20 protein-coding genes and 1 tRNA gene are annotated in these 20,313 nt (G+C 72.7%); 11 read left to right on the forward strand and 10 right to left on the reverse strand.

From position 1 onward, the window contains the following. Nucleotides 1–4 precede the first annotated feature (4 nt). From ABD292_RS08730 to ABD292_RS08745, 4 genes are all read left to right on the forward strand, one after another. Nucleotides 5–78: transfer RNA gene (locus ABD292_RS08730), tRNA-Lys, on the forward strand. A gap of 137 nt (nt 79–215) precedes the next feature. Then, nucleotides 216–1,271: a hypothetical protein gene (locus ABD292_RS08735; protein ID WP_344206549.1), complete on the forward strand. Its 1,056-nt coding sequence runs from the start codon at nt 216–218 to the stop codon at nt 1,269–1,271. Nucleotides 1,272–1,485: 214 nt separating this feature from the next. Beyond that, entirely contained in the window at nt 1,486–2,355 is an 870-nt protein-coding gene (locus tag ABD292_RS08740) for a DUF4429 domain-containing protein (protein ID WP_344206550.1), read from the forward strand. A 173-nt stretch (nt 2,356–2,528) separates the two neighbouring features. After that, nucleotides 2,529–3,050: a phospholipase gene (locus ABD292_RS08745; RefSeq protein ID WP_344206551.1), complete on the forward strand. Its 522-nt coding sequence runs from the start codon at nt 2,529–2,531 to the stop codon at nt 3,048–3,050. Here ABD292_RS08745 and ABD292_RS08750 read toward each other — a convergent pair whose 3' ends face one another. Continuing rightward, complete coding sequence (locus ABD292_RS08750) at nt 3,051–4,151, reverse strand: winged helix DNA-binding domain-containing protein (protein ID WP_344206553.1); 1,101 nt, start codon at nt 4,149–4,151, stop codon at nt 3,051–3,053. It abuts the gene before it with no gap. Nucleotides 4,152–4,304: 153 nt separating this feature from the next. On the opposite strand from ABD292_RS08750, the gene ABD292_RS08755 reads away from it, so the two are divergent. Next, a complete protein-coding gene (locus tag ABD292_RS08755) occupies nt 4,305–5,942 on the forward strand; it encodes a serine/threonine-protein kinase (protein ID WP_344206554.1) in 1,638 nt (545 codons plus the stop codon). 13 nt (nt 5,943–5,955) lie between these two features. Here the strand turns inward: ABD292_RS08755 and ABD292_RS08760 are convergent, their stop codons facing one another. After that, nucleotides 5,956–9,336 carry a protein kinase domain-containing protein gene (locus ABD292_RS08760; protein ID WP_344206555.1) on the reverse strand — a complete coding sequence of 1,127 codons (3,381 nt, stop codon included), beginning with the start codon at nt 9,334–9,336 and terminating at the stop codon, nt 5,956–5,958. Between the two features lie 97 nt (nt 9,337–9,433). Next, nucleotides 9,434–9,937 (reverse strand): shikimate kinase, encoded by a 504-nt coding sequence (locus ABD292_RS08765; protein WP_344206556.1) that lies wholly within the window; start codon nt 9,935–9,937, stop codon nt 9,434–9,436. Nucleotides 9,938–9,974: 37 nt separating this feature from the next. On the opposite strand from ABD292_RS08765, the gene ABD292_RS08770 reads away from it, so the two are divergent. Both ABD292_RS08770 and ABD292_RS08775 read left to right on the forward strand, forming a co-directional pair. Next, a complete protein-coding gene (locus ABD292_RS08770; protein WP_020543898.1) occupies nt 9,975–10,256 on the forward strand; it encodes a hypothetical protein in 282 nt (93 codons plus the stop codon). A gap of 13 nt (nt 10,257–10,269) precedes the next feature. Continuing rightward, nucleotides 10,270–10,653 carry a ChaB family protein gene (locus tag ABD292_RS08775; RefSeq protein ID WP_344206557.1) on the forward strand — a complete coding sequence of 128 codons (384 nt, stop codon included), beginning with the start codon at nt 10,270–10,272 and terminating at the stop codon, nt 10,651–10,653. A 21-nt stretch (nt 10,654–10,674) separates the two neighbouring features. Here the strand turns inward: ABD292_RS08775 and ABD292_RS08780 are convergent, their stop codons facing one another. Beyond that, nucleotides 10,675–12,501 (reverse strand): transketolase, encoded by a 1,827-nt coding sequence (locus ABD292_RS08780; RefSeq protein WP_344206558.1) that lies wholly within the window; start codon nt 12,499–12,501, stop codon nt 10,675–10,677. Between the two features lie 73 nt (nt 12,502–12,574). Continuing rightward, a complete protein-coding gene (locus ABD292_RS08785) occupies nt 12,575–13,171 on the reverse strand; it encodes a nucleotidyltransferase (protein ID WP_344206559.1) in 597 nt (198 codons plus the stop codon). 70 nt (nt 13,172–13,241) lie between these two features. Between ABD292_RS08785 and ABD292_RS08790 the strand changes: the two genes are divergently transcribed. Continuing rightward, nucleotides 13,242–13,727: a DUF1360 domain-containing protein gene (locus tag ABD292_RS08790; protein ID WP_344206560.1), complete on the forward strand. Its 486-nt coding sequence runs from the start codon at nt 13,242–13,244 to the stop codon at nt 13,725–13,727. 95 nt (nt 13,728–13,822) lie between these two features. Here ABD292_RS08790 and ABD292_RS08795 read toward each other — a convergent pair whose 3' ends face one another. The 3 genes from ABD292_RS08795 to ABD292_RS08805 all read right to left on the reverse strand — a co-directional run bounded on the left by ABD292_RS08795 (nt 13,823) and on the right by ABD292_RS08805 (nt 15,532). Then, complete coding sequence (locus ABD292_RS08795; RefSeq protein ID WP_344206561.1) at nt 13,823–14,086, reverse strand: hypothetical protein; 264 nt, start codon at nt 14,084–14,086, stop codon at nt 13,823–13,825. A 172-nt stretch (nt 14,087–14,258) separates the two neighbouring features. After that, nucleotides 14,259–15,266, reverse strand: a complete 1,008-nt coding sequence (locus ABD292_RS08800; RefSeq protein WP_344206562.1) for an SDR family oxidoreductase — start codon at nt 15,264–15,266, stop codon at nt 14,259–14,261. Between the two features lie 8 nt (nt 15,267–15,274). Further along, nucleotides 15,275–15,532, reverse strand: coding sequence for a hypothetical protein (locus ABD292_RS08805; protein WP_344206563.1), 258 nt, complete (start codon nt 15,530–15,532; stop codon nt 15,275–15,277). 56 nt (nt 15,533–15,588) lie between these two features. Between ABD292_RS08805 and ABD292_RS08810 the strand changes: the two genes are divergently transcribed. Genes ABD292_RS08810 through ABD292_RS08820 form a run of 3 tightly spaced genes read left to right on the forward strand, consistent with a single transcriptional unit; the run spans nt 15,589 to nt 17,618 of the window. After that, nucleotides 15,589–16,599, forward strand: coding sequence for a DNA topoisomerase IB (locus ABD292_RS08810; protein WP_344206564.1), 1,011 nt, complete (start codon nt 15,589–15,591; stop codon nt 16,597–16,599). Nucleotides 16,600–16,645: 46 nt separating this feature from the next. Continuing rightward, nucleotides 16,646–16,894, forward strand: a complete 249-nt coding sequence (locus tag ABD292_RS08815) for a BON domain-containing protein (protein WP_329590726.1) — start codon at nt 16,646–16,648, stop codon at nt 16,892–16,894. After that, nucleotides 16,887–17,618, forward strand: a complete 732-nt coding sequence (locus ABD292_RS08820) for a metallophosphoesterase family protein (protein WP_344206565.1) — start codon at nt 16,887–16,889, stop codon at nt 17,616–17,618. The genes ABD292_RS08815 and ABD292_RS08820 overlap by 8 nt, the downstream gene beginning before the upstream one ends. A 164-nt stretch (nt 17,619–17,782) precedes the next feature. On the opposite strand, the gene ABD292_RS08825 is transcribed toward ABD292_RS08820, so the two are convergent. Together ABD292_RS08825 and secA2 are read right to left on the reverse strand one after the other, a co-directional pair. Continuing rightward, nucleotides 17,783–17,932, reverse strand: coding sequence for a GPGG-motif small membrane protein (locus ABD292_RS08825; protein WP_020543887.1), 150 nt, complete (start codon nt 17,930–17,932; stop codon nt 17,783–17,785). A gap of 66 nt (nt 17,933–17,998) precedes the next feature. Further along, nucleotides 17,999–20,200, reverse strand: coding sequence for an accessory Sec system translocase SecA2 (gene secA2, locus ABD292_RS08830; protein WP_344206566.1), 2,202 nt, complete (start codon nt 20,198–20,200; stop codon nt 17,999–18,001). Nucleotides 20,201–20,313 lie beyond the last annotated feature (113 nt).

Raw genomic sequence — 20,313 nt, forward strand, 5'->3', positions numbered from 1 at the left:
TGTTGCGCCGCTAGCTCAGTTGGTCAGAGCAGCTGACTCTTAATCAGCGGGTCCGGGGTTCGAGTCCCTGGCGGCGCACTCATCGTTCGAAGGCGTTCTCCCTCCGGGGAGGGCGCCTTCGCTCGTTTCGGCGGCAACCGGATCGTCCGCTGCTCGTAACCGGCTCAACCCCGAAAGAGCGACGTACGTCACCCTTGATGTCATAGCCTTCCGCAATGCTCGATCAACTCTCCGACGAACTTCACCGCGCCGCGGCCGACCGGAACCCTCTTCGTCTCCTCGACACCCTGCCCAGGCTGTACGCCGCCGCCCGATCCGCCGACGAGCCGGCGTTGTCGGCCGTCCTCGCGCGGCTCGGGGACCTCTTCGAGCGGGTCCCCGTACGCATCGGCGCCCGCCTGGGCGTGCTCTGCGGCGCGCTGGCCGAGCTGGGCGGCGATCCCGAGCCGGTGGCCGCGCCGCTGGTCGCCGAGCTGGCCGACTGCCTGGAGCTGGCCGGCACGTTCGCGGCCCACTGGCGTACGGCGACCGGCGAGGCGCCGCCCGAGCCGGTGGCCGACGACCACGACTGGACCGAGGCCGCGGCCGACCGGCTGGCCGCCGCGCCGCTCACCCGCGAGGCCGCGGTGGAGCTGGCCGACGCCTGGTCGATGGCGCACCTGCGGAGCCTGCCCGTGCTGTCGATCCTGCAGCTCTCGCCCCGGCTGCGGCACGCGCTGCCGGGCCGCGAGCGGCTGATCGCCGCCCTCGGGACGGTGCTGGACGAGCGCCCCGACCTGGAGTTCCTGGCCGGGCTGCTACGCGTGCTCGACGACGAGCGGCTGATCGTGCTGCACCGGCCCACCGGGCGCGGCTACGAGGTCGTGATCGGCGGGATCGGCGACAACGCCCAGCTCCACACGCTGCTCGCCGACGTGCTGAGCGGGCCGGAGGCCGAGGGCCTGCTGGAGGGGGTGCGGCCGGACCCGGCGTGGGTGCGGGCCTCGACCGACGGGCCGGCGGACCCGGCCGCGCCCACGGTGCGGGGCTCGTTCGCGCTGCTGGACGGCCGTGGCGGGCGGATCTGGGACGAGGGCCGCCCGGCCGACATCCCCCGCGTGGCCGGGGTGCGGGTGCTCGTCCTGGACCGGCCCGCGTACGAGCGGTCGTGGCGCGCCGGCCGGATCTACCCGCTGATGCGGCCGGACGTGCGCCTGCGCCGGATCCTGCCCGCGGGCGAGGCCGCCGGCTGGCTGGCCAGGGTCGCCAGGGAGACGCGCGTGCCGGCGTGAGCGGTCGGGAGGCGCGTAGCGGCGTGAGCGGCCGGGAGGCGCGTGCCGGCGTGAGCGGCCGGGAGGCGCGTGCCGGCGTGAGCGACCGGTAGGTGCGTGCCGGCGTGGGCGGCCGGGAGGCGCGTAGCGGCGTGAGCGGCTGGGCTGGTCGGCGCTCCTGGAGTGGCCGCTTTTGTCGTGATCGTCGCCTTGGGCGTTGACCTAGGCTGTGGACATGGCCGAGATCGCGATCCCCGACGGGTCATGGACGTTCGACGGTGACCTCCTGCGCGTGGTGCCCGGCAGCGGCAAGGAGGTGCACGAGCTCCGTCGCACGCTGGGCGCGGTCACCGTGCCGCGCGAGGCGATCGCGGGGGTGACGTTCGAGCCCGCCCGTAAGGGCGGTCACCTGCGGCTGCGGCTGCGCAAGGGGGCCGATCCGCTCTCCGACGCGGTGGCGGGCACGCTCGGGCCGCCCGCGGACCCCTACCGGCTCGCGGTTCCGAAGGCCCGCGCCGGCGCGGCCGAATACTTCGCCGACGAGGTGCGCGACACGCTGGAGATCTACCAGCAGCCCGCCGGCCCCTGCGAGGAATACCTGCTGCCCGGCCCCGACGTCCCCATCTCGGCCACCGCGGGCGACGGCACGGTGATCTTCGACGGCGAGCGGGTGCGGCTGGAGTGGACCGGCTTCGCCGCGTCGGAGAAGGAGAAGGCGGGGCCGCAGGAATACCCGCTGTCGGCGGTGACCGGCGTGGAGTGGAAGCCGCAGTCCGGCATGGGCTACGGCACGCTGCGCTTCCGCATCAAGGGTGAGGGCCCGGCGCAGCCGCCGCAGAAGGACCTGCGCTGCGTGTCGTGGGGCATCCAGCGCTTCGGCGGGGCGACCGCCCTGGTGGCCGCGGCGGTGCTGGCCCGCCTGCCCCGCGAGCTGCCGAAGGAGCCGCCCGAGCTGCCGCCCGCCCCGCCGCCCGGTGGTGACGCGCACGACGCCGTTCTGCGCCGCCTCGCCGAGCTCGGCGAGCTGCACCGCGCGGGCGTGCTGACGGACGAGGAATTCGCCTCCGCCAAACAGGTCGTGATCCGCCGCCTGCACGAAATCTGACCTACCTGGCTGACCACGGAACGGCCTTTCTGTAAAGGGCGACGTTCCGTCAATCACGGCGGGGAAATTGAGCACTTTCTGCTTCTGCGTTACCCGGTTTTCCCCTTCATCGTAAGGACGTCACGCGAATCTGATCGAGTCCTCACGTTTCCCGGCAGGAGAAGCAGATTCCCATGGTCCGACGTTGCCTCGCCACGCTCTTTTTCGCCGCGATCTCCCTGACCACCGTGTACGGGCTGCCCGCCCACGCGGTGACGCTGGAGCAGAAGCTCGCCGCGCTCTCCGGGTTCAGCCAGCCCACGACGCCGAGCGCCGTCGCGTGGCGCTCCGCCTGGGAGAACCAGGCGGCCTGGGCCGACTACGCCTTCGACTGGTCCACCGACCTGTGCTCGAGCAGCCCCGACCAGCCGCTCGGCTTCGACTTCCGCATGCCCTGCCGCCGGCACGACTTCGGCTACCGCAACTACAAGTCCGTGAGCCAGTTCCCGGCGAACAAGTCGCGGATCGACGACGCCTTCTACTACGACCTGCGGCAGGTGTGCGCCGGGTATTCCGGGGTCTCCAAGACGACCTGCGACGGGCTCGCCTGGACGTACTACCAGGCGGTCAAGCAGTTCGGCAGCCTCGTCGTCACCGACGAGCAGATCGCCGAGGTGGAGCGGACGGCCGAGCTCTCGGCCGCCTCCGACGCCTGATCAGCCCATGGAGGAGGCGTTGAAGAAGGCCACCTCGTGCTCGTCGCCGGGCGCGAGGAAGGCCAGCAGCGCCAGCGCCTCCTTCTCGACCTCGTCCCGCTCCTTGATCGGCTGCCAGGCGTGCACGTTGAGCGTCGCGACGCCCTGGGCGCGGCGGTACGTCCAGTCGCCGACGGTGAAGCCGTCGACCAGGATCATCCGGGGCTGGACGTTCGTCCCCGAGAAGCGGGTCAGCACGGCCCCGCCGAGGTCGCTGATGACCCGCGAGCGGTCGGCGTACGACAGGAACAGGTTGTCGAAGTCGTACATCAGCCGCACCGGCGCGGGGACGTCCTCCGGCGGGCGGGGGGCGTCCGGCAGGTCGTACAGGACGCGGCCGGACCCGTCGCCGAAGCGCCTGAGGTCGAGCGTCTCCACGACCTCCGACAGCCGGGTCAGCCCCGACCAGGTCTGCATGTCCATGACCGAGGCCGGCCCGAACGCCGCCAGGTAGCGCTCGACCAGCTCGCCCGCCGTCATCGGCGTGGTGCGGAAGCGGAGCCACGACTCGGCGTCGGCGTGGGCGACCGGCCCGCTGCGGCCCCACACGCCGCGGGGCGGCACCTGCACCAGCGGCACCAGCGAGCGCACCCCCTGGCCGAGCGCGTGCGGATCGGCCTCCGGCCAGCGCGCGGCGAGCTCACGTCCCAGCTCGGCGAAGGTCATCGGCCGCGACGCGAGCAGCTCGCGCCCGGCCTCGGCCAGCTTGTCCAGATCGACCCCTGACAGCCGCTTGCCGAACACGCTGCGCGTCATGCGCGTCGTGACCGGCTGCAGCAGCGGCCGCATCGCCAGGCAGTCGCGGGCGCTGACCAGGTGGATGGTGGACCGTTGCAACGCGATGCGGACCAGCTCGCGCTTGAGCAGCAGGTCCCCGGCCGCCACCGGGTCGAAGCCGGCGATCCTGTTCCACAGGCCGGTGTACCAGGTGTGCGGGGTCTGCGCCTGCAGCCCGGCGAGGTGCTCGACCACGTCGACCACGCCGCGGTCGGTGCGGCTCAGCAGGAGCTGGCGGTCCAGCGTGGCCCGGTTGAGCGCCCGGCGGCTGATGAGGGGATCCATGAGCACAAAGGTAGGGGCAATCGGCGTCGATCACAGGCCGCAATGACTCCTTTCCTCTAAGTGAATTCTCCCCGCGTCCGGCGATGCGGACGCGGGGCCCGGACGACGGAGGCGTGATGACGGGAGGAGCGTGGCGGCCCTACGCTGCTCCTCATGCAGAATCGGGTGATCGACGGCCGTTTCGAGCTGCTGGAGCGGCTCGGCGGCGGGGGCATGGGCCTGGTGTGGCGGGCCCGCGACGTGGCCCTGCACCGGGAGGTCGCGCTCAAGGAGGTCCGCCCGCCCGACCCCGCATACGACGACGCGCGCGACCCCGCGGCGGCGGCCGAGCTGCGCGCCCGCGTCCTGCGCGAGGCCCGCGCGCTGGCCCGGCTCAACCACCCGCACGTGGTCACCATCCACCACATCGTCGATCCCGGCGAGCACGCCTATCCGTGGCTGGTGATGGAGCTGGTCACCGGCGGCTCCCTGCAGGACCGCCTCCAGCGCGGCCCCATGACGCCCGCCGAGGCGGCGAGGCTCGGGCGGGAGGTGCTGTCCGCGCTGCGGGCCGCGCACGCCGTCGGCATCCAGCACCGCGACGTCAAGCCCGCCAACGTGCTGCTGCGCGAGGACGGCGGGTCGGTGCTCACCGACTTCGGCATCGCGGCCGTCCGCGAGTCCACGAGCCTGACGGCGACCGGGTCGTTCATCGGCTCGCCCGAGTACATGGCGCCCGAGCGCATCAACGGCCACGAAGGGGATCCGGCCTCCGACCTGTGGTCGCTCGGCATGCTCCTGTACGTCGCCGTCGAGGGGCGGCACCCGATGCGCCGGGCCACGCCGCTGGCGACGCTGGCCGCCGTGCTCAACCAGCCGGTGCCGCCGGCGGAGCGGGCCGGGGCGCTGACCCCGGTGCTCCAGGCCCTGCTCCAGAGCGACCCGCGCGCCCGCCCGCACCCGGACGTGCTGGACCGCATGCTGGCCACGGCCGCCGGCGCGCCCGGTCCTGCCGTTCCTCCCCAGCCGGGGCCGGTGGGGCCGCCCCAGGTCGCCACCGGTCCCGGGCAGGGCGGCTTACCGTACGGCTACGCCGCCACGCCGCCGCCGTACGGCGCGAGGCCCGTGTCGGAGAAGGACACCGTGCGCTCCCGGCGTTCCGGCCGCGGCGTCCGCAACGCGATCGGCGCGGCCACGATGGCGGCCGTGGTGGTGACGGGCGTCCTGGCCTGGCGGTTCCTCCCGCTCGACGACGCCGTCGGCAACACCGGGCCCACCACACAGGCCTTTTCCCCGCAGGCGAGCGAGGACGCCGAGCAGACCACCCCCGAGCAGACCTCGACCGGCGAGGCCGAGCCCGCGCAGGAGAACCTGCTCACCCCCGACGGCATGCGGGCCATGATCGCCAAGCTGAAGCCGGCGATCGGCGGCGGCAAGGTCGCCGAGATGGTGGTCTACCCGACCTACGCCGTCATCCAGGCCCCGAACAAGGACGACCCGGAGGTCTCCGACTCCTACGACTACCGCGGCGGCAAGGTCACTCTGTCACCCGGCTTCGGCAGGGAGATCAACGACCCCATCGTCGACCTGGACAAATACGGCTGGAACGCCCTGCCGGCCCTGCTGAGGAAGGCCGAGAAGGACCTCGGCGTCAAGAAGATCACGTCCCGCTACGTGATCGTGGGTTCCGACACCTTCTCCGCCAACCCCCGCCCGATCCTGCGCGTGTACGTCAGCGACGACCACCAGCGCGGCGGCTACCTGGTCGCCGACGTCAAGGGCAAGGTGCTGAGGCTCTACCCGCACGACTGACCCCGGCGCGGGGTCAGCACACGTCCCGGTAGCCGCTCTCCGGGATGAGCCGCGACCACTCCGCCCGGCTCAGCGACCCGCCCGCCCGGTCGCACACCTCCCGCGCGGCCAGCGCCGGGTCCACGGGGCTCTCGCGTACGGTGCCGTCCAGCGCCACGCCGCGCAGCCGCTTGCCGTCGGGGCTGAAGGCGAGCCCGGACGTCCACGAGGCGACCTGCCCGACCTCGCGCAGCGTGCGGACGTCCCAGAGCGTCGTACGGGCCGCCTCGACGGCGAGCAGGTCGCCCTTGGGGGAGAAGCGCAGCGCGCCGACGGCCGAGGTGCCGGTGTCGATCGTGCCGACGCGCTCGCGCTCGCGGGTGTCCCAGAGCAGCACCCGGCCGCCGTCCAGGCCGAACGCCAGCGTGCGGCCGTCGGGGGAGTAGGCGAGCGCCGTCGGCACCGGCGCGTCCGACGTGGCCCCGCCGGTCCGCAGGTCCAGCAGGGTGACCCGGCCGCTGCGCAGGTCGAGGAGCGTGGAGCCGGCGGCCAGCGTCGCGCCGTCCGGGCTGAACGCGAGCGCCAGGTCGCCCGAGCCCTCGTAGACCCTGACGCGGCGGCCCGTCCGCACCTCCCACGTCTCCAGGGTGCGGCCGCGCGCCGTGGCCAGCAGGTCGCCCTTGGGGGAGAGGGCCACGGCCAGGACGTCGCCGCCCGCGTCGACGGAGCTGACCAGCTCGCCGCCCGGCACCTGCCAGACGGTCACCGGGTCGCCGGCGACGGCCAGCAGCCTGCCGCTCGCGTCGAACGCCAGGTCGCCGTCGGCCGCGATCCTGCCCACTTTCGTACGGTCCTCGGTGTCGGTGACCTCGATCGCGTCGCCGACCGCCTTGGCGGCCACCTTGCCGTTGCCGGAGAACGCCGCCGCCTCGCGCGCCTCTGACGGGACCGGCAGGCCGGAGACGTCCAGCGAGACCACCGAGCCGGTGCCGCTCAGGTAGCGCAGGCAGTGGCCGTCGGCGGAGAAGGCGAGGCCGGGCTGGGGGTCGCGGAGGGGGTAGGAGCCGGACAGGCGGCGCTCCGCGACGTTCCAGACCCGTACCTCGCCGGCGCCGGGGAGGGCGAGCAGGCGGCCGTCGGGACTGAAGACGGGCGGCCCGGCCGGGGCAGCCCCGCCCACCGGGCCCGCCGGCCTCCCCACACGCCCACCCCCGGTGAGGGAGGGGGTGGCCTCCGGGGTCGCGTCCTTGGTCGGTGGGTCGGTGGGGAGCGCGGTCCTGGTCAGGGGGCCGATGGGGCCGGGGGCCGGGGGTAGGGAGGCGGTGACGTCGGGGGCGGGGTGTGGGGGGAGGGGGCCGGTGACGGAGCTGCGGGTGTCCACGAGGGTGACGCCGGCCCGTCCCGCGACCGCGAGCAGCCGCCCGTCCGGGCTGAACGCCATCGGCGGCGCCGCCGGCTCCGGCGTCCGGGGCGGCCGGACCGTGACGGTGGCCGTACGGGTGTGTCCCGCCAGCTCCCACAGCTCCACCCGCCCGTCGGGGAGCGAGAGCGCCGCCCGCGCCCCGTCCGGGGACAGCGCCACCTCGCGGCCGGTGACCTCCAGCAGCACCCGCCCGCCCCGGTACACGCGGGTGCGGTCGCCGCGGCTGATCGCGTACACGGCGGCGTCGCCCGGCGTCCGGCCGGTGGCGAGCTCGAACGGCCGCCCGTCCACGCCCTCGGCGAAGCGCCCGTCCTCGCTCAGCGCCGGGTTGCCCGGCGGCAGCGCGTGGCGGGCGGTCTGCCGCCCGGCGACGACGTCCCACACGGTCACGCCGTCGGCGTCCCTCTTGACGAGCTCGTCCCCGCGCAGCAGGTAGCGGGCCCGCGAGTCGGGCGCGGGATCGGTGAAGACGCCCAGCTCCGGCTGGACGAGCGAGGCCTGCAACGCGGCCCGCGCCTCGAACACCGGCGACAGCCGCCAGGCGGCCACGCTCAGCCGCATCGCGGTGCGCGGGTCCGACGACCGGAGCGCCTCCGCCCGTGCCGCCACCGCCCGCGCGTTCGCCTCGACGAGCCGCCCGCGCAGCTCGTGCTGCCCCAGCACGGACACCACCGCCATCGACACCGCGACGGCCAGCACCCCGGCGGCCACGCCGAGCCCCGGCACCAGCAGCCGCCTGCGCTGCTTGGACAGGGCGACGCTGCCCGCGATGAAGTCCCGTTCGAGCTGGCTCAGCCGCAGGTGGCGGCGTTTGACGGCGGCCCAGCCGAGCGCGGTGTCGAGCGCCTCGCCGCGCAGCAGGTGGCCGCGCCCGCGCCGGTGCGCCGACCAGCGCCCGGCGGCCTCGCGGATGCTCCGCAGCACGATCAGGCTCTCGCGCTCGTCGGCCACCCAGCCGCGCAGCCGGGGCCAGGCCCGGTAGAGCGCGGCGCTGGCCGGGGCCACCCGCCCGTCGCCGACCGCCACCAGCTTCCCGACGGGGGTCTCTGCGGGCGGCACGCGCACGCTGCGCCGCACCACCAGCCCGGCGGCCAGGAGCGGGCCCAGCACGTCCCCCTCGTCGTGCGGGCTCTCGCCGTCGAGCAGCCGCAGCAGCAGGCTGGGCACCTGCTCCTGCTGGGCGGGGGTGAGCGACTGGTACGCCTCCTCCGCCCGCTCCCCGAGCGACCGCGGCCCGGCGTGCCCCTCCGGCGGGCGCAGCACCACGGAGGCGCCGATCCGCAGCCGGGACGCCTCGGGCCGCTCGGCCGGGTCCTTGGCCAGCGCGCTCCCGACCAGCTCGCGCAGCCCCTCGGGCAGGACGTCCAGGTCGGGATCGACGGTCAGCAGCCGGTGCATCACCCCGCCGAGGCTCCCCCCGGCGAACGGGTCGTGCCCGGTGGCCGCGAAGAGCACCACCGCGCCCCACGCGAACACGTCGGCCGCCGCCCCCGCCTCCCCGCAGGTCAGCGTCTCGGGCGCGAGGTAGGTGAAGGTGCCGTCCACGGTGCCGGCGGCGGGCAGCCCCAGCTCGATGACCTTGGGGCCGTCGGCCGCCAGCAGCACGCTCTCCGGGTTGAGCCCGCGGTGCGTCAGGCCCGCCGCGTGCAGCGCCTCCAGCGCCTCGCCGAGGGCGTCGGCCAGCGCGAGCAGCTCCTCGCCCGCGTACGGGCCGTGCAGCTCGACCGCGCGCCGCAGGTCGGGACCGTCGACGAATTCGGCGACCACGTAGGGGACCCGGCCGTCCACGCCGACCGCGACCACCTCGGCCAGCCGGGGGCACGAGACCCGCTCGTAGCGCCGGCCGGGGGCCTCGCCGCGCGGCACGGTGACGACATGGCGGCGGCCGTCGTCGTCGTAGGCGTCGTAGACGACCCCGCGCCCGCCCGCGCCGAGCCGGCCCGCCAGCCAGAAGCCGCCAAGCCGTTCGGGGTCGCCGGGCACCAAGCGCATACTCACTAGCGTTTAGATGCGTGACGCGCGTGGATGGTTGACGAGAGGGACGCCACAGGCCCCCCGCGCGCCTCGGGGGGCCCATGTGTCATGATCATTATGCCAGGCCGCGCGAGCGCAACTCCCTCAGCACCTCGTCGCGCACCTGCTCCGGCCGCAGGACGCCCACGTCGCAGCGCATGTCGGCGATCTCCTTGAAATAGGGCTCGCGCCGGGCCCGCATGACCTTGGGGTCGAAGCCGGGGCGGTGGTCGCTCGACTTCATGCGCTCGGCGAGCACGGAGTCGTCGGCGTCCACCCACACCACGAACACCTCGCGCAGCGCCCGGCGCACCTCGGAGTCCTCGACGGTGCTGGCGGCCGCCGCGATCACCTTGGGCTCGCCGGCCAGCTCGATCAGGACGTGCTGGGCCTCGTAGCGGTGGAGGGCGTCGGCGCCCTCGCGGGCGACGATCTCTTTGGCGGTGCCGCCGTGGCGGGTCCGCAGGAAGGGGTCGCTGTCACTCAGGGGGAGGTGGAGGGCGTCCGCGATGAGGCGACCGGCGGTGGTCTTACCCGATCCCATCAGCCCGATCACCACGACTGGTTTGTTTTTCGACATGTGGATAGAAGTTCCTCGTGTCAAGGAGGTAAATCAGATGACCATCGCCGGAAGCATCATCCTCATCATGCTCGGCGCGATCCTCACCTGGGCCGTCGAGTTCGACCTCGCCGGTCTCGACATCAACGTGGTGGGGGTCATCCTCATGCTCGGCGGTCTGGTCGGTCTCCTGTTCGGAATCTACCGGATCACCGTGACCCGCAGGGCGGTCGGTCCGATCGACGAGCCGGTGCACCGTCACGACATCGTCGCTGAGCCGGAGACCCGCCGCACCACCGTGTACGAGGAACGCCGCCGCTACGACGAGCCGCCCCTGTAGGAGGTGACAGGAAATGCCGGGAGTCGAAGAGCTGCCGTCGACGATCAAGCGTTCGCCGAAGAAGGCGCAGCGCACCTGGATCAAGGCGCACGACAGCGCCGTGGAGGAGTACGGAGAGGGCAGGCGCGCTCACATGACCGCGTTCGCCGCGTTGAAGCACTCCTTCGAGAAGGTCGGCGACCACTGGGAGCCGAAGTCCGAGAAGGGCCCGTCCGACCAGGGCGCGAAGGACCGCTCCGGCCGCACGGCCGAAGGCGTGGACGCCAACGCCAGCAAGGAGCATCTGCAGGACGTGGCGAAGCGTCTGGGCGTGCCCGGCCGATCCAGGATGAACAAGAAGGAACTGGTCGAGGCCATCAAGAAGGCCAACAGGAAGGCCACCGCGAAGTCGCGGTGACCTTCCCCGTACCGGGCCTGATCACAACAGCCGCTTGACCGCCGCGACGATGGCGCGGCGGTCAATGCGTGCGTCGGCCAGTTGTTCCTCCGGCGTCGCCGAGGCGGGCAGCCCGGTCACCCCGAGCTGAACCACCCGGGGCCCGAGCTCGCTGACGGCCTCCAGCACGGCGTCGCCGAGCCCGCCCTCCGGCCGGTGGTCCTCGACCGTGATCAGGTTGCCGGTGGTGGTGGCCGCCTCGGCTAGCGCGGCCGCGTCAACCGGCTTGATCGAGTACAGGTCGATCACCCCGACCGGGACGTCGGCCTCGGCCAGCTCGTCGGCCGCCGCCAGCGCCTCGTGGACGGTCACCCCGGCCGCGACGATCGTGGCCCGGTCCTCAGCCGAGCGCCGCAGCACCCGCGAGCCGCCCACGGGGAAGCGCTCGCCCGGCTCGTAGATCACCGGCGTGGCGCCGCGCGTGGTGCGCAGGTAGGACACGCCCTCCAGGTCGGCCATCTCGGCCACCAGGGCCGCCGCCTGGTTGGCGTCGCAGGGGTAGAGCACGGTGCTGCCGTGCACGGGCCGCATCATGGCGAGGTCCTCCAGCCCCATCTGGGACGGCCCGTCCTCGCCGATGGCCACGCCCGCGTGCGAGCCGACCAGCCGGATCGAGGCCCCGCTCACCCCGGCCATTCTGATGAAGTCGTAGGCCCGGGTCAGGAACGCGGCGAACGTGGCCGCGTACGGCCTCCACCCGCGCACCTGCAGCCCGACCGCGGCGGCGACGAGCTGCTGCTCGGCGATGTACATCTGGAAGAAGCGCTCGGGGAACGCCTCGGCGAACAGCTCGGTCTTGGTCGAGTCGCCCACCTCGCCGTCCAGGGCCACCACGTCGCCCCTGGCCGCGCCGAGCGCCGCCAGCGCCTCCCCGTACGCCGTCCGCGTGGCCACCGCCTCACCGACCTTGTACGCCGGCAGCTCCAGCGGCCCGTCCTCGAAGCGGAACGGGGCCGGGGCCTCGTCCGGCACGTGCACCTCGACCCGCAGGTCACGGACGCCGCCCAGCTCCTCGACGGCCTTGCCGGGGTCCTTCAGCGCCTTGCCGTGCGCGCCCTCGCGGTTCTCCACCTCCAGCACGCCCTCGCCCTTGCGGGTCTTCGCCAGGATGACGGTGGGGCGCCTGCGGGTGTTGGAGGCGTCGGACAGCGCGAAGTCGATCTGCCCGGGATCGTGCCCGTCGATCTCGATCGTGTGCCAGCCGAACGCGCCGAACCTGCGGGCGTAGGCCCCGGTGTCCCAGCCGTGCCGGGTGGGGCCGCGCTGGCCGAGCCGGTTGACGTCCACGATGACGGTGAGGTTGGCCAGGCCCTCGTCGCCGGCGTGCTCGGCGGCCTCCCATATCGACCCCTCGGCCAGCTCGCTGTCGCCGCACAGCACCCACACCCGGTACGGCAGCCGTTCCATCCGCGCGGCCAGCGCCACCCCCACGCCGACGGGAAGCCCTTGGCCCAGGGAGCCCGTGGCGACGTCCACCCAGGGCAGTCGGGGGGTGGGGTGCCCCTCCAACCGGCTGCCACGCTTGCGGAAGGTCAGCAGCTCCTCGTCGTCGATGGCGCCGGCCGCCTTGTAGAGGGAGTAGAGGAGAGGGGAGGCGTGCCCCTTGGAGAAGATCAGGTGGTCGTTGGCCGGGTTGCCGGGGTCGGCGAAGTCGTAACGCAGGTGGCAGGCGAACAGCACCGCCATGAGGTCGGCCGCCGACATCGACGAGGTCGGATGGCCGGAGCCGGCGGCCGCGGCGGCGCGGACGGAGTCGACGCGTAGTTGCGCGGCCAGCTCGGCCAGGTATTGAAGATCGCGCTCGGGCATCTTGACCTCCTCGGAGACGGGTTCCGCCCCGTCTACCCGCGTCGGCCGCGTTAACGCCGTGCGCGCGCGTCCGTCAGGGCCACTTGGAGTCGCCGGAGGGCTCGACCGGGCCGTTGAGCACGCCGAGCCGTTCCAGCAGGGTGATGAACGTGGCCGCGTACGGGGAGTCCTCCGTCACCGCGGCCACCCGCGGCCAGTCCACCTGCTCGCGCAGCGCGCGCACCTGGGCCAGCAGCGCCCCGTAGTCGCAGGCGTGCTCCGACAGCGGCAGCAGCCACGAGATCACCAGGTCGGTGGCCTCCAGCACGGGCACGATCACGGCCGACGCCTTCAGCGGCTCGGCCCGGTCGAGCAGCTCCTCGGTGATGTCGAGATCGGACACGCGGAAGATCAGGTCCACCAGCCGGCCCTCGTCGTAGGCCTTGACCAGCCAGTCCTCCGGGGGCTTGGCCGTCTGGAAACCGAGCTGGCGCAGCGCGTCCAGGGCGGCCGGCACGTCGTGCTCGGTGAGGACGAAATCGACATCATGGAGGGAGGGGGCGGCGCCTCGGGCGTAAGCGGCGCAACCTCCGGCCAGCGCGAACTTGACCCCGGCGTCCTTGAGCCCGGAGCTGGCGCGCTTCAAGGTGTCGAGGATGGCGTCGGTGACCTCGTGACCGTGGCTGCTCATAGGTTCGGGCTACCCAGCGGATGGTCAAGTAGACGTTGGATGCGGCCCTTGCCGGGTAGTCACAGGCCCTATGACGGAAATCCTGGAGAAGACGGAAAGGGCCTATGACGGCGGGCAGAATCGTCCGCTCCGCGGCTACCTCGGCATCCTCGCCGCGTACGGCGGCACGGTGGCCGTCGCGGCCGCCGTGGCCGGCCTGGCGAACCGGCGGGTCCCCGACCGGATCGGCATCCTGGACCTCGCGCTCATGGCGGCGTGCACGCACAAGGTGTCCCGGCGCATCGCCAAGGACCCCGTCACCAGCCCCATCCGAGCCCCCTTCACCCGGTACGAGGGCCAGGGCGGGCCCGCCGAGGTGCAGGAGAGCCCTCGGGGCGCGCTCGGCGAGCTGCTGGCGTGCCCGTTCTGCCTGGCGCAGTGGGTGGCGACCGGGTACGCCGCCGGGCTGGTCATCGCGCCGAAGGCGACCCGGCTCATCGGCGCGACGATGACGGCGGTGGCGGTGTCGGACTGGCTCCAGCTCGCCTACGCCAAACTCATGAAGTCGGCCGAGTAGCCCGCACGCTTCCCCCACGATGAGCCCCGGCGCGGGCCCCGATGCGGACGGGGGCCCGCGCCGGTCCAGCTCTCCGCCTGTTCAACGCTGCCCGCTCACCGCTGCTCGTCCGGGGGCCCGCCCGCCTTCAGCCCCAGCTCGGCCAGCTCGCGGCGCAGCGCGTCCAGCTTGCCCAGCACCTCGTGACGGGCCGGCTCCAGATGCTCCTCTGCCTGCCGGGTCAGCTCGCCGACCTGCCGGCCGAGCGCCGTGAGCCCGTGGCTGACCTCGTTCCTGAGCTCCAGGAGCTCGGCTCTCGTTCCGGCCATCCGGCTCCAGAGGCCGTCCCCGCCGCCCGGCGGCTCCGTCGCTGCGTTCACGCGCTCCCGCCTTCGCGCTCGCATGAAGGGACCCCGGACCCGTCCCGGGCCGGGGTCCCGCCGTCCTCGCGAGCCTATGGTGGCAATCGCGCGCATCTCTGGCGATCGGCGAACCGATCAAGAGGTGTGCTTTCATCCCTCTGGGGAGGAAAAATCTGGACCTGCGAGCCGCTTACCTGCGGCGCAGCAGTGCCAGCGCGCCCGCCGCCGCCGCGCCTCCGGCCAGCCCCATCAGGACCGGGCGGCGGTGCTGCGACAGCCAGAGCTGCGGGCTGCGCGTGGTCGAGCGCCGGTCGAACGTGCCGTGCGCGCCGTAGTCGGTGTCGTCGTCGGCCGGCTCCCACAGGTTGGACACGCCGCTCGGCGGCTTCTCGTCGGTCTGCTGCGACTGGATGCCGGTCCGCGCGAGGTAGCGGTCGACCAGCGCGGGCGCCACCCGCTGCGCCATGAGGGTCGCGGCGGTCATGCCGCCCACCCAGTATTCCTTGCGCTCCGGATGCTCGGCCGCGAACACCACCGCCCTGGCCGCGACCTCCGGCTGGTAGATCGGCGGCACCGGCTGGGGGTGCTTGCGCAGCTTGCTCAGCACCCACTCGAACTGCGGGGTGTTGACCGCCGGGAGCTGGACCACGGTGATCCTGACGTTGCTCCCGTCGGCCAGCAACTCGGTGCGGACCGACTCGGTGAAGCCCTGGATCGCGTGCTTGGCCCCGCAGTACGCCGACTGCAGCGGGATGGAGCGCTGCGCCAGCGCCGAGCCCACCTGCACGATCGCGCCCTGGTTGCGCGGGCCCATGAGGTCCAGCGCCACCTTCGTGCCCCACACGTATCCGAGGTAGGTGACCTGGGTGGTCCGCTCGTACTCCTCCGGCGCGATGTCGGTGAAGCGGCCGAAGACGGTGGAGAAGGCCGTGTTGATCCAGACCGAGATGGGGCCCATCTCCGTCTCGATGCGCTCGGCCGCCGCGCGTACCTGCTCGTAGTCCGCCATGTCGGTCTCGTAGACCTGGCCGACGCCGCCCGCCGCGCCCACGTCGACCGCGGCCGCGCCCAGCCCCGTCGTCCCGCGCGCCAGCAGCGCCACCTTCGCGCCCTGCTTGCCCAGCTCGCGCACGACCGCGCGGCCCACGCCGCCGCTCGCGCCCGTCACCACGACGACCCGCCCGCGTAGTGATGCCATGGAACCGATCAGCCCGCCTCTCCGTCTCGGCCCTGCTTCTGACGTCGTACGGCGAAGATCATGTCGACGACCGTGACCACGGCGAGCGCGACGGCGATGCCGGTGATGACCGGCGCCTGCGCGATGAGTCCCAGCACCGTGAAGGCGAACAGGAACACCAAAATGAACGAGCCCACCCGGATGTGCACCACGTCGCGCGGGGTCGCCGGCACCATGGCGTGGCCGCGCGAGGACCGTTCCTCGTGCCATTCTCCCTTATCAGCCATGCCCGCTCCTCTGCCCTTCTCGTTTGCCCATTAACGTCCTGGGTAGCCCGCCTGTCGTGCCCGAGCTGCGTCCTAGCGATCACAGTGAGCCGGGGATCGTCCGGCGACGCCGGGGACGCGGGTTCAGCTACGCCGACCCCGACGGCATGCCCGTCCGCGACGCCGAGACACTGGCCCGGATCAAGGCCCTCGCCATCCCTCCGGCCTGGACGGACGTGTGGATCTGCACCGACCCGCGCGGCCATCTGCAGGCCGTCGGCACCGACGCGGCCGGGCGGCTCCAGTACCGCTACCACGACCTGTGGCGCGAGCAGCAGGACCGGGCCAAGTTCGACCGGGTGCTGGAGGTGGCCGAGCGGCTGCCGGAGTTCAGGAAGACGGTGGACGAGCAGCTGCAGGGGCGCGGCCTGACCCGGCAGCGGGTCCTCGCCGCCGCGGCCCGGCTGCTGGACATCGGCTTCTTCCGCATCGGCGGCGAGAGCTACGACAGCTACGGCCTGGCCACCCTGCGGATGGAGCACCTGAGCTTTCACAAGGGGTACGTGGTCTTCTCCTACCAGGCCAAGGGCGACATCCCGCGCGAGGTCGAGGTGGCCGACCCGGGGGCGTGCGCGGTGCTGCGCTCGCTGAAGCGGTCCGGCCCCAAGGAGGGCGAGCTGCTGCGCTACCGCCGCGACGGCGACTGGTCCGACGTGCGCAGCGAGGACATCAACGACTATCTCAAGGAGATCATCGGCTACGAGGTCACGGCCAAGGACTTCCGCACCTGGCACGCGACGGTGCTGGCGGCCGTCGGGCTGGCGGTGTCCCGTCCGGCCGGCAGGGCGGGGCCGACGAAGAAGAAGAGAGCCGTCACCCGCGTCATGCGGGAGGTCGCCGAGTACCTGGGCAACACCCCCACCGTGGCCAGGGCGTCGTACGTGGACCCGCGCGTCATCGAGGCGTACGACCAGGACAGGACCATCGGCGCGGCGCTGACCGAGCTCGGCGCGGACGCCGACTTCGGGCAGCTCGCGACGGCGGGACCGGTGGAACGGGCGGTCATTGACCTTATTCGTACCGTTTGAGGCGTTAATGCACGGGCACGCGACGACAAAGCGAGGAGGAGAGACGATGGAAGCTCCGCAGTACGTCGCGGCCCGCGTCCAGGCGGCGCTGGCCGAGGACGGGCGCACGCACGAGCTGGGGATCCGCGTGGACATCCGCGGCGACCAGCTCTTCCTGCGCGGTCAGGTGAGCGGGGCCGAGCAGCGCGAACGGCTCGGCCTGGTGGCGCACGAGGCCGCACCCGACCTGCGCGTGCACAACGAGATCATGGTCGTGGAGGTCACCGAGCCGGGGGAGGACGAGCATCTTGACTGAACTGCGCATCGCGGCCGTCGGAGACATCCACCTGGGCGAGGACGTCCGCGGCCAGTACCGGAAACACCTGGAGGGCATCGAGGAGCGGGCCGACGTCTTCATGCTCACCGGCGACCTCACCCGGCACGGCACCCTCGAAGAGGGCCGGCTGGTGGCCGACGAGCTGCGCGGCCTGCCCATCCCCACGATCGCCGTGCTCGGCAACCACGACTACCACTCCGACCTCCAGTACGAGATCGCCGCGGCGCTCCGCGACGCCGGCGTCATCGTCCTCCACGACGACGGCGTGGTCATCCAGTGCGGCGAGGTCAAGCTGGGCGTAGTCGGCGGCAAGGGCTTCGGCGGCGGGTACGCGGGCAAGTGCGCGAGCGAGTTCGGCGAGCGCGAGATCAAGAACTTCGTGGCCCACACCCGCTACATCGCCGAGGCGTGGAAGGTCGCGCTGAAGGAGATGACCGCCGACCTGAAGGTGGTGCTCTCGCACTACTCCCCCGTCAAGGAGACGCTGGAGGGCGAGCCCCACGAGATCTACCCCTTCCTCGGCAGCTACCTGCTGGCCGAGGCGGTCGACACGGCGGGTGCCGACCTGATCCTGCACGGGCACGCGCACAAGGGCAGCGAGAAGGGCATGACGCCGGGCGGCATCCGGGTGCGCAACGTGGCGCTGCCCGTCATCGGCCGCGCGTACGCGGTCTACTGCCTGGGCGAGAACGGCCACTGCTGAATTACCCGAGTATCGGACGGCGAGGGCGCCTGTGGCGTCCTCGCCGTCGTCCGGTGAAAAACGTGCGCTCTTATTTCAGCAAACAGGCAAGATGGAGCCGCTGGACCGGTCTCGGAGATCGGCCCAGCGGCGTTGCCGAACGGATGTGCGGGCGGCCTGCGCCCCTAGACATTGAAGATGCTGACGCCACCCGGGCCGACCAGGAACCCGAGGACGATGAGCACGATCCCCCAGAGAAGGTCGCGGCGGGCCAGGATCACATAGATCCCGGCGATGACGAGGATTACTGCGATGATCCAGAGCAAAGTAGCCATGGCCCCTCACTGCCCTCAGCCGCGACCCCATAACATCCTTTTTCCTCGCCTTGAAAGACTCGGGGATTAGCCGTGGCGGGTGGCGTTCTTGACCCGCCGCAGAATGCGGTCCCATTCGGTGCCGAACGGATTGTCCTGCACGAGATAGGTCCAGGTCGCGGAGGGCCGCTTGAGATCCGGCTCCGGCGACTCGAACGCCTCAAGCGAGCGCCGCTCCACTTCGGCCAGCAGCGATTTGTACTCGGCCACGGCCTCGCGGTGGAACTCGTCGACCGGGCTCATCCGGCCCAGCGCCCGCAGGTGGATGCCCTCGCGGAGGTCCTGGAGGAAGGCCAGGTGCTCGGTCCAGCACGTGTCGATCGCGTGCAGCACGATCTGCCTGGCGGTCTCGTCGCGGGTGTCCTCGGGCAGCTCGGCCCAGCGCTCGGGATCGGCCTGCTCCAGCGCCCTGGAGGCGGCGTCACCGTGCAGGACCTTGTCGCGCCACTCCAGGATCAGCTCGCGCTGCTGCTCAAGCAGGCGGGTGTAGCGCCAGGTGTTGCGGTGGATCTCCAGGTTGACGCCCTCGGCGACGCGCTGGGCGTGGCCCACGAGGTAGGCGCCGCGCCGGTGCCGCACGATCCCGTCGGGGTCGGCCGCGGGCGGCCGCTCGTCGGGGACGAACTGCGTGATCAGGTCGTCCGTCATGCTGACGAAGAACACCGAGGCGCCGGGGTCGCCCTGGCGGCCCGCCCGGCCGCGGAGCTGGTCGTCGAGGCGGCTGCTGGCGTGCCGGCCCGAGCCGATGACGTAGAGGCCGCCCAGCTCGGCCACGCCCTCGCCGAGACGGATGTCGGTGCCGCGGCCGGCCATCTGGGTCGAGACCGTGATCGCGCCGCGCTCGCCGGCCCGCGCGATGATCTCGGCCTCCTCGGCGTCGTTCTTGGCGTTGAGCACGACCGGCTCCATGCCGCGCCGCTGCAGCAGCTTGGCGAGGTTCTCCGACTCGGCCACGTCGAGCGTGCCGATGAGGATGGGCCGGCCGGTGGCGTGCGCCGTCTGGATCTCCTCCACCAGCGCCGCGTCCTTGTCGGGCACGGTCGGGTAGACGCGGTCCGGCTCGTCCTTCCGCACGCAGGGCCGGTTGGGCGGGATCACCGCGACCTTCAGCCCGTAGAACTCGCCGAGCTGCTCGCTCACCGCGACCGCGGTGCCGGTCATGCCGCAGATCTGCGGATAGCGGCGGATCAGGCCCTGCACGGTGATCGAGTCGAGGATCTCGCCCTTCTCGCTCGGCGGCAGCGCCTCCTTGGCCTCGACGGCCGCCTGGAGGCCGTTGGGCCAGCGCTGGAGCAGCGCGACCCGGCCGCGCGAGGGGTTGATGAGCTGGACCTTGCCGTCGCGCACGATGTAGTCGACGTCGCGGGTCAGCAGCGCGTGGGCGTGCAGGGCGAGGTTGAGCTCGATGAGCGTGCCGGGCTCGTTCTCGTCGTAGAGCTCGACGCCGAGGAGGTTCTCCACGCTGTCGGCGCCCTTGGGCGTCAGGTAGACGTTGCGGGCCTGCTCGTCGATCTCGTAGTGGTAGCCGCGGACGAGCTGCCGGACCAGCGCCGCCATCTCCGGCACCGCGTCGCCCGCGTCGCCCGCGCCGGCCATCACCAGCGGCACGCGGGCCTCGTCGACGAGCACCGAGTCGGCCTCGTCGATCACCGCGACCTCCGGGGCCGGCACGATGATCTCGGCGGCGTCGGTGCGCAGCCGGTCGCGCAGCACGTCGAAGCCGATCTCGCTGACCGGCCCGTACGTCACGTCCTTCGCGTACGCCGCCCGCCGCTCCTCCGGCGTGGAGTTCTGGTCGATCCAGCCCACGCTCACGCCCAGCGCCGTGTAGAACGGCTCCATCCACTCGGCGTCACGGCGGGCCAGGTAGTCGTTGACGGAGATCACGTGGACCCGCTTGCCCTGGAGGGCGTAGCCGGCGGCGGCCATCGCGCCCGACAGGGTCTTGCCCTCGCCGGTCGCCATCTCGGCCACCTTGCCGTCGAGCAGCGCGAGCGTCCCGAGGAGCTGCACGTCATATGGGCGCAGCCCCAGCGTGCGGTCGGCGGCCTCGCGCGCCACGGCGCAGAACTCGGCCAGGTCGTCCATCCCGGGCCGCGGCAGCTCGTCGAGCTTCCTGATCCGCTCGGCGCGCTCGCCGGCCGCCTTGACGACCTTCTGGTAGGGGGTCAGGGGCACGCCGCCCGGACGGTCCAGGAGGTTCCTGAATATTCCCTTGAGTGAGGCCACAGTTCCTCCAACGCACGCTTCGCCGACACCGTTCCCCCGATGGCGGGGTGGGAGCGCAGCGACGGCACGGCACGCGCCGCCGTACCGGACCTTAACCCATGTTGCGGCCCGGA

This window comes from Nonomuraea bangladeshensis (assembly GCF_039529455.1).
Classification (GTDB): Bacteria; Actinomycetota; Actinomycetes; order Streptosporangiales; family Streptosporangiaceae; genus Nonomuraea; species Nonomuraea bangladeshensis.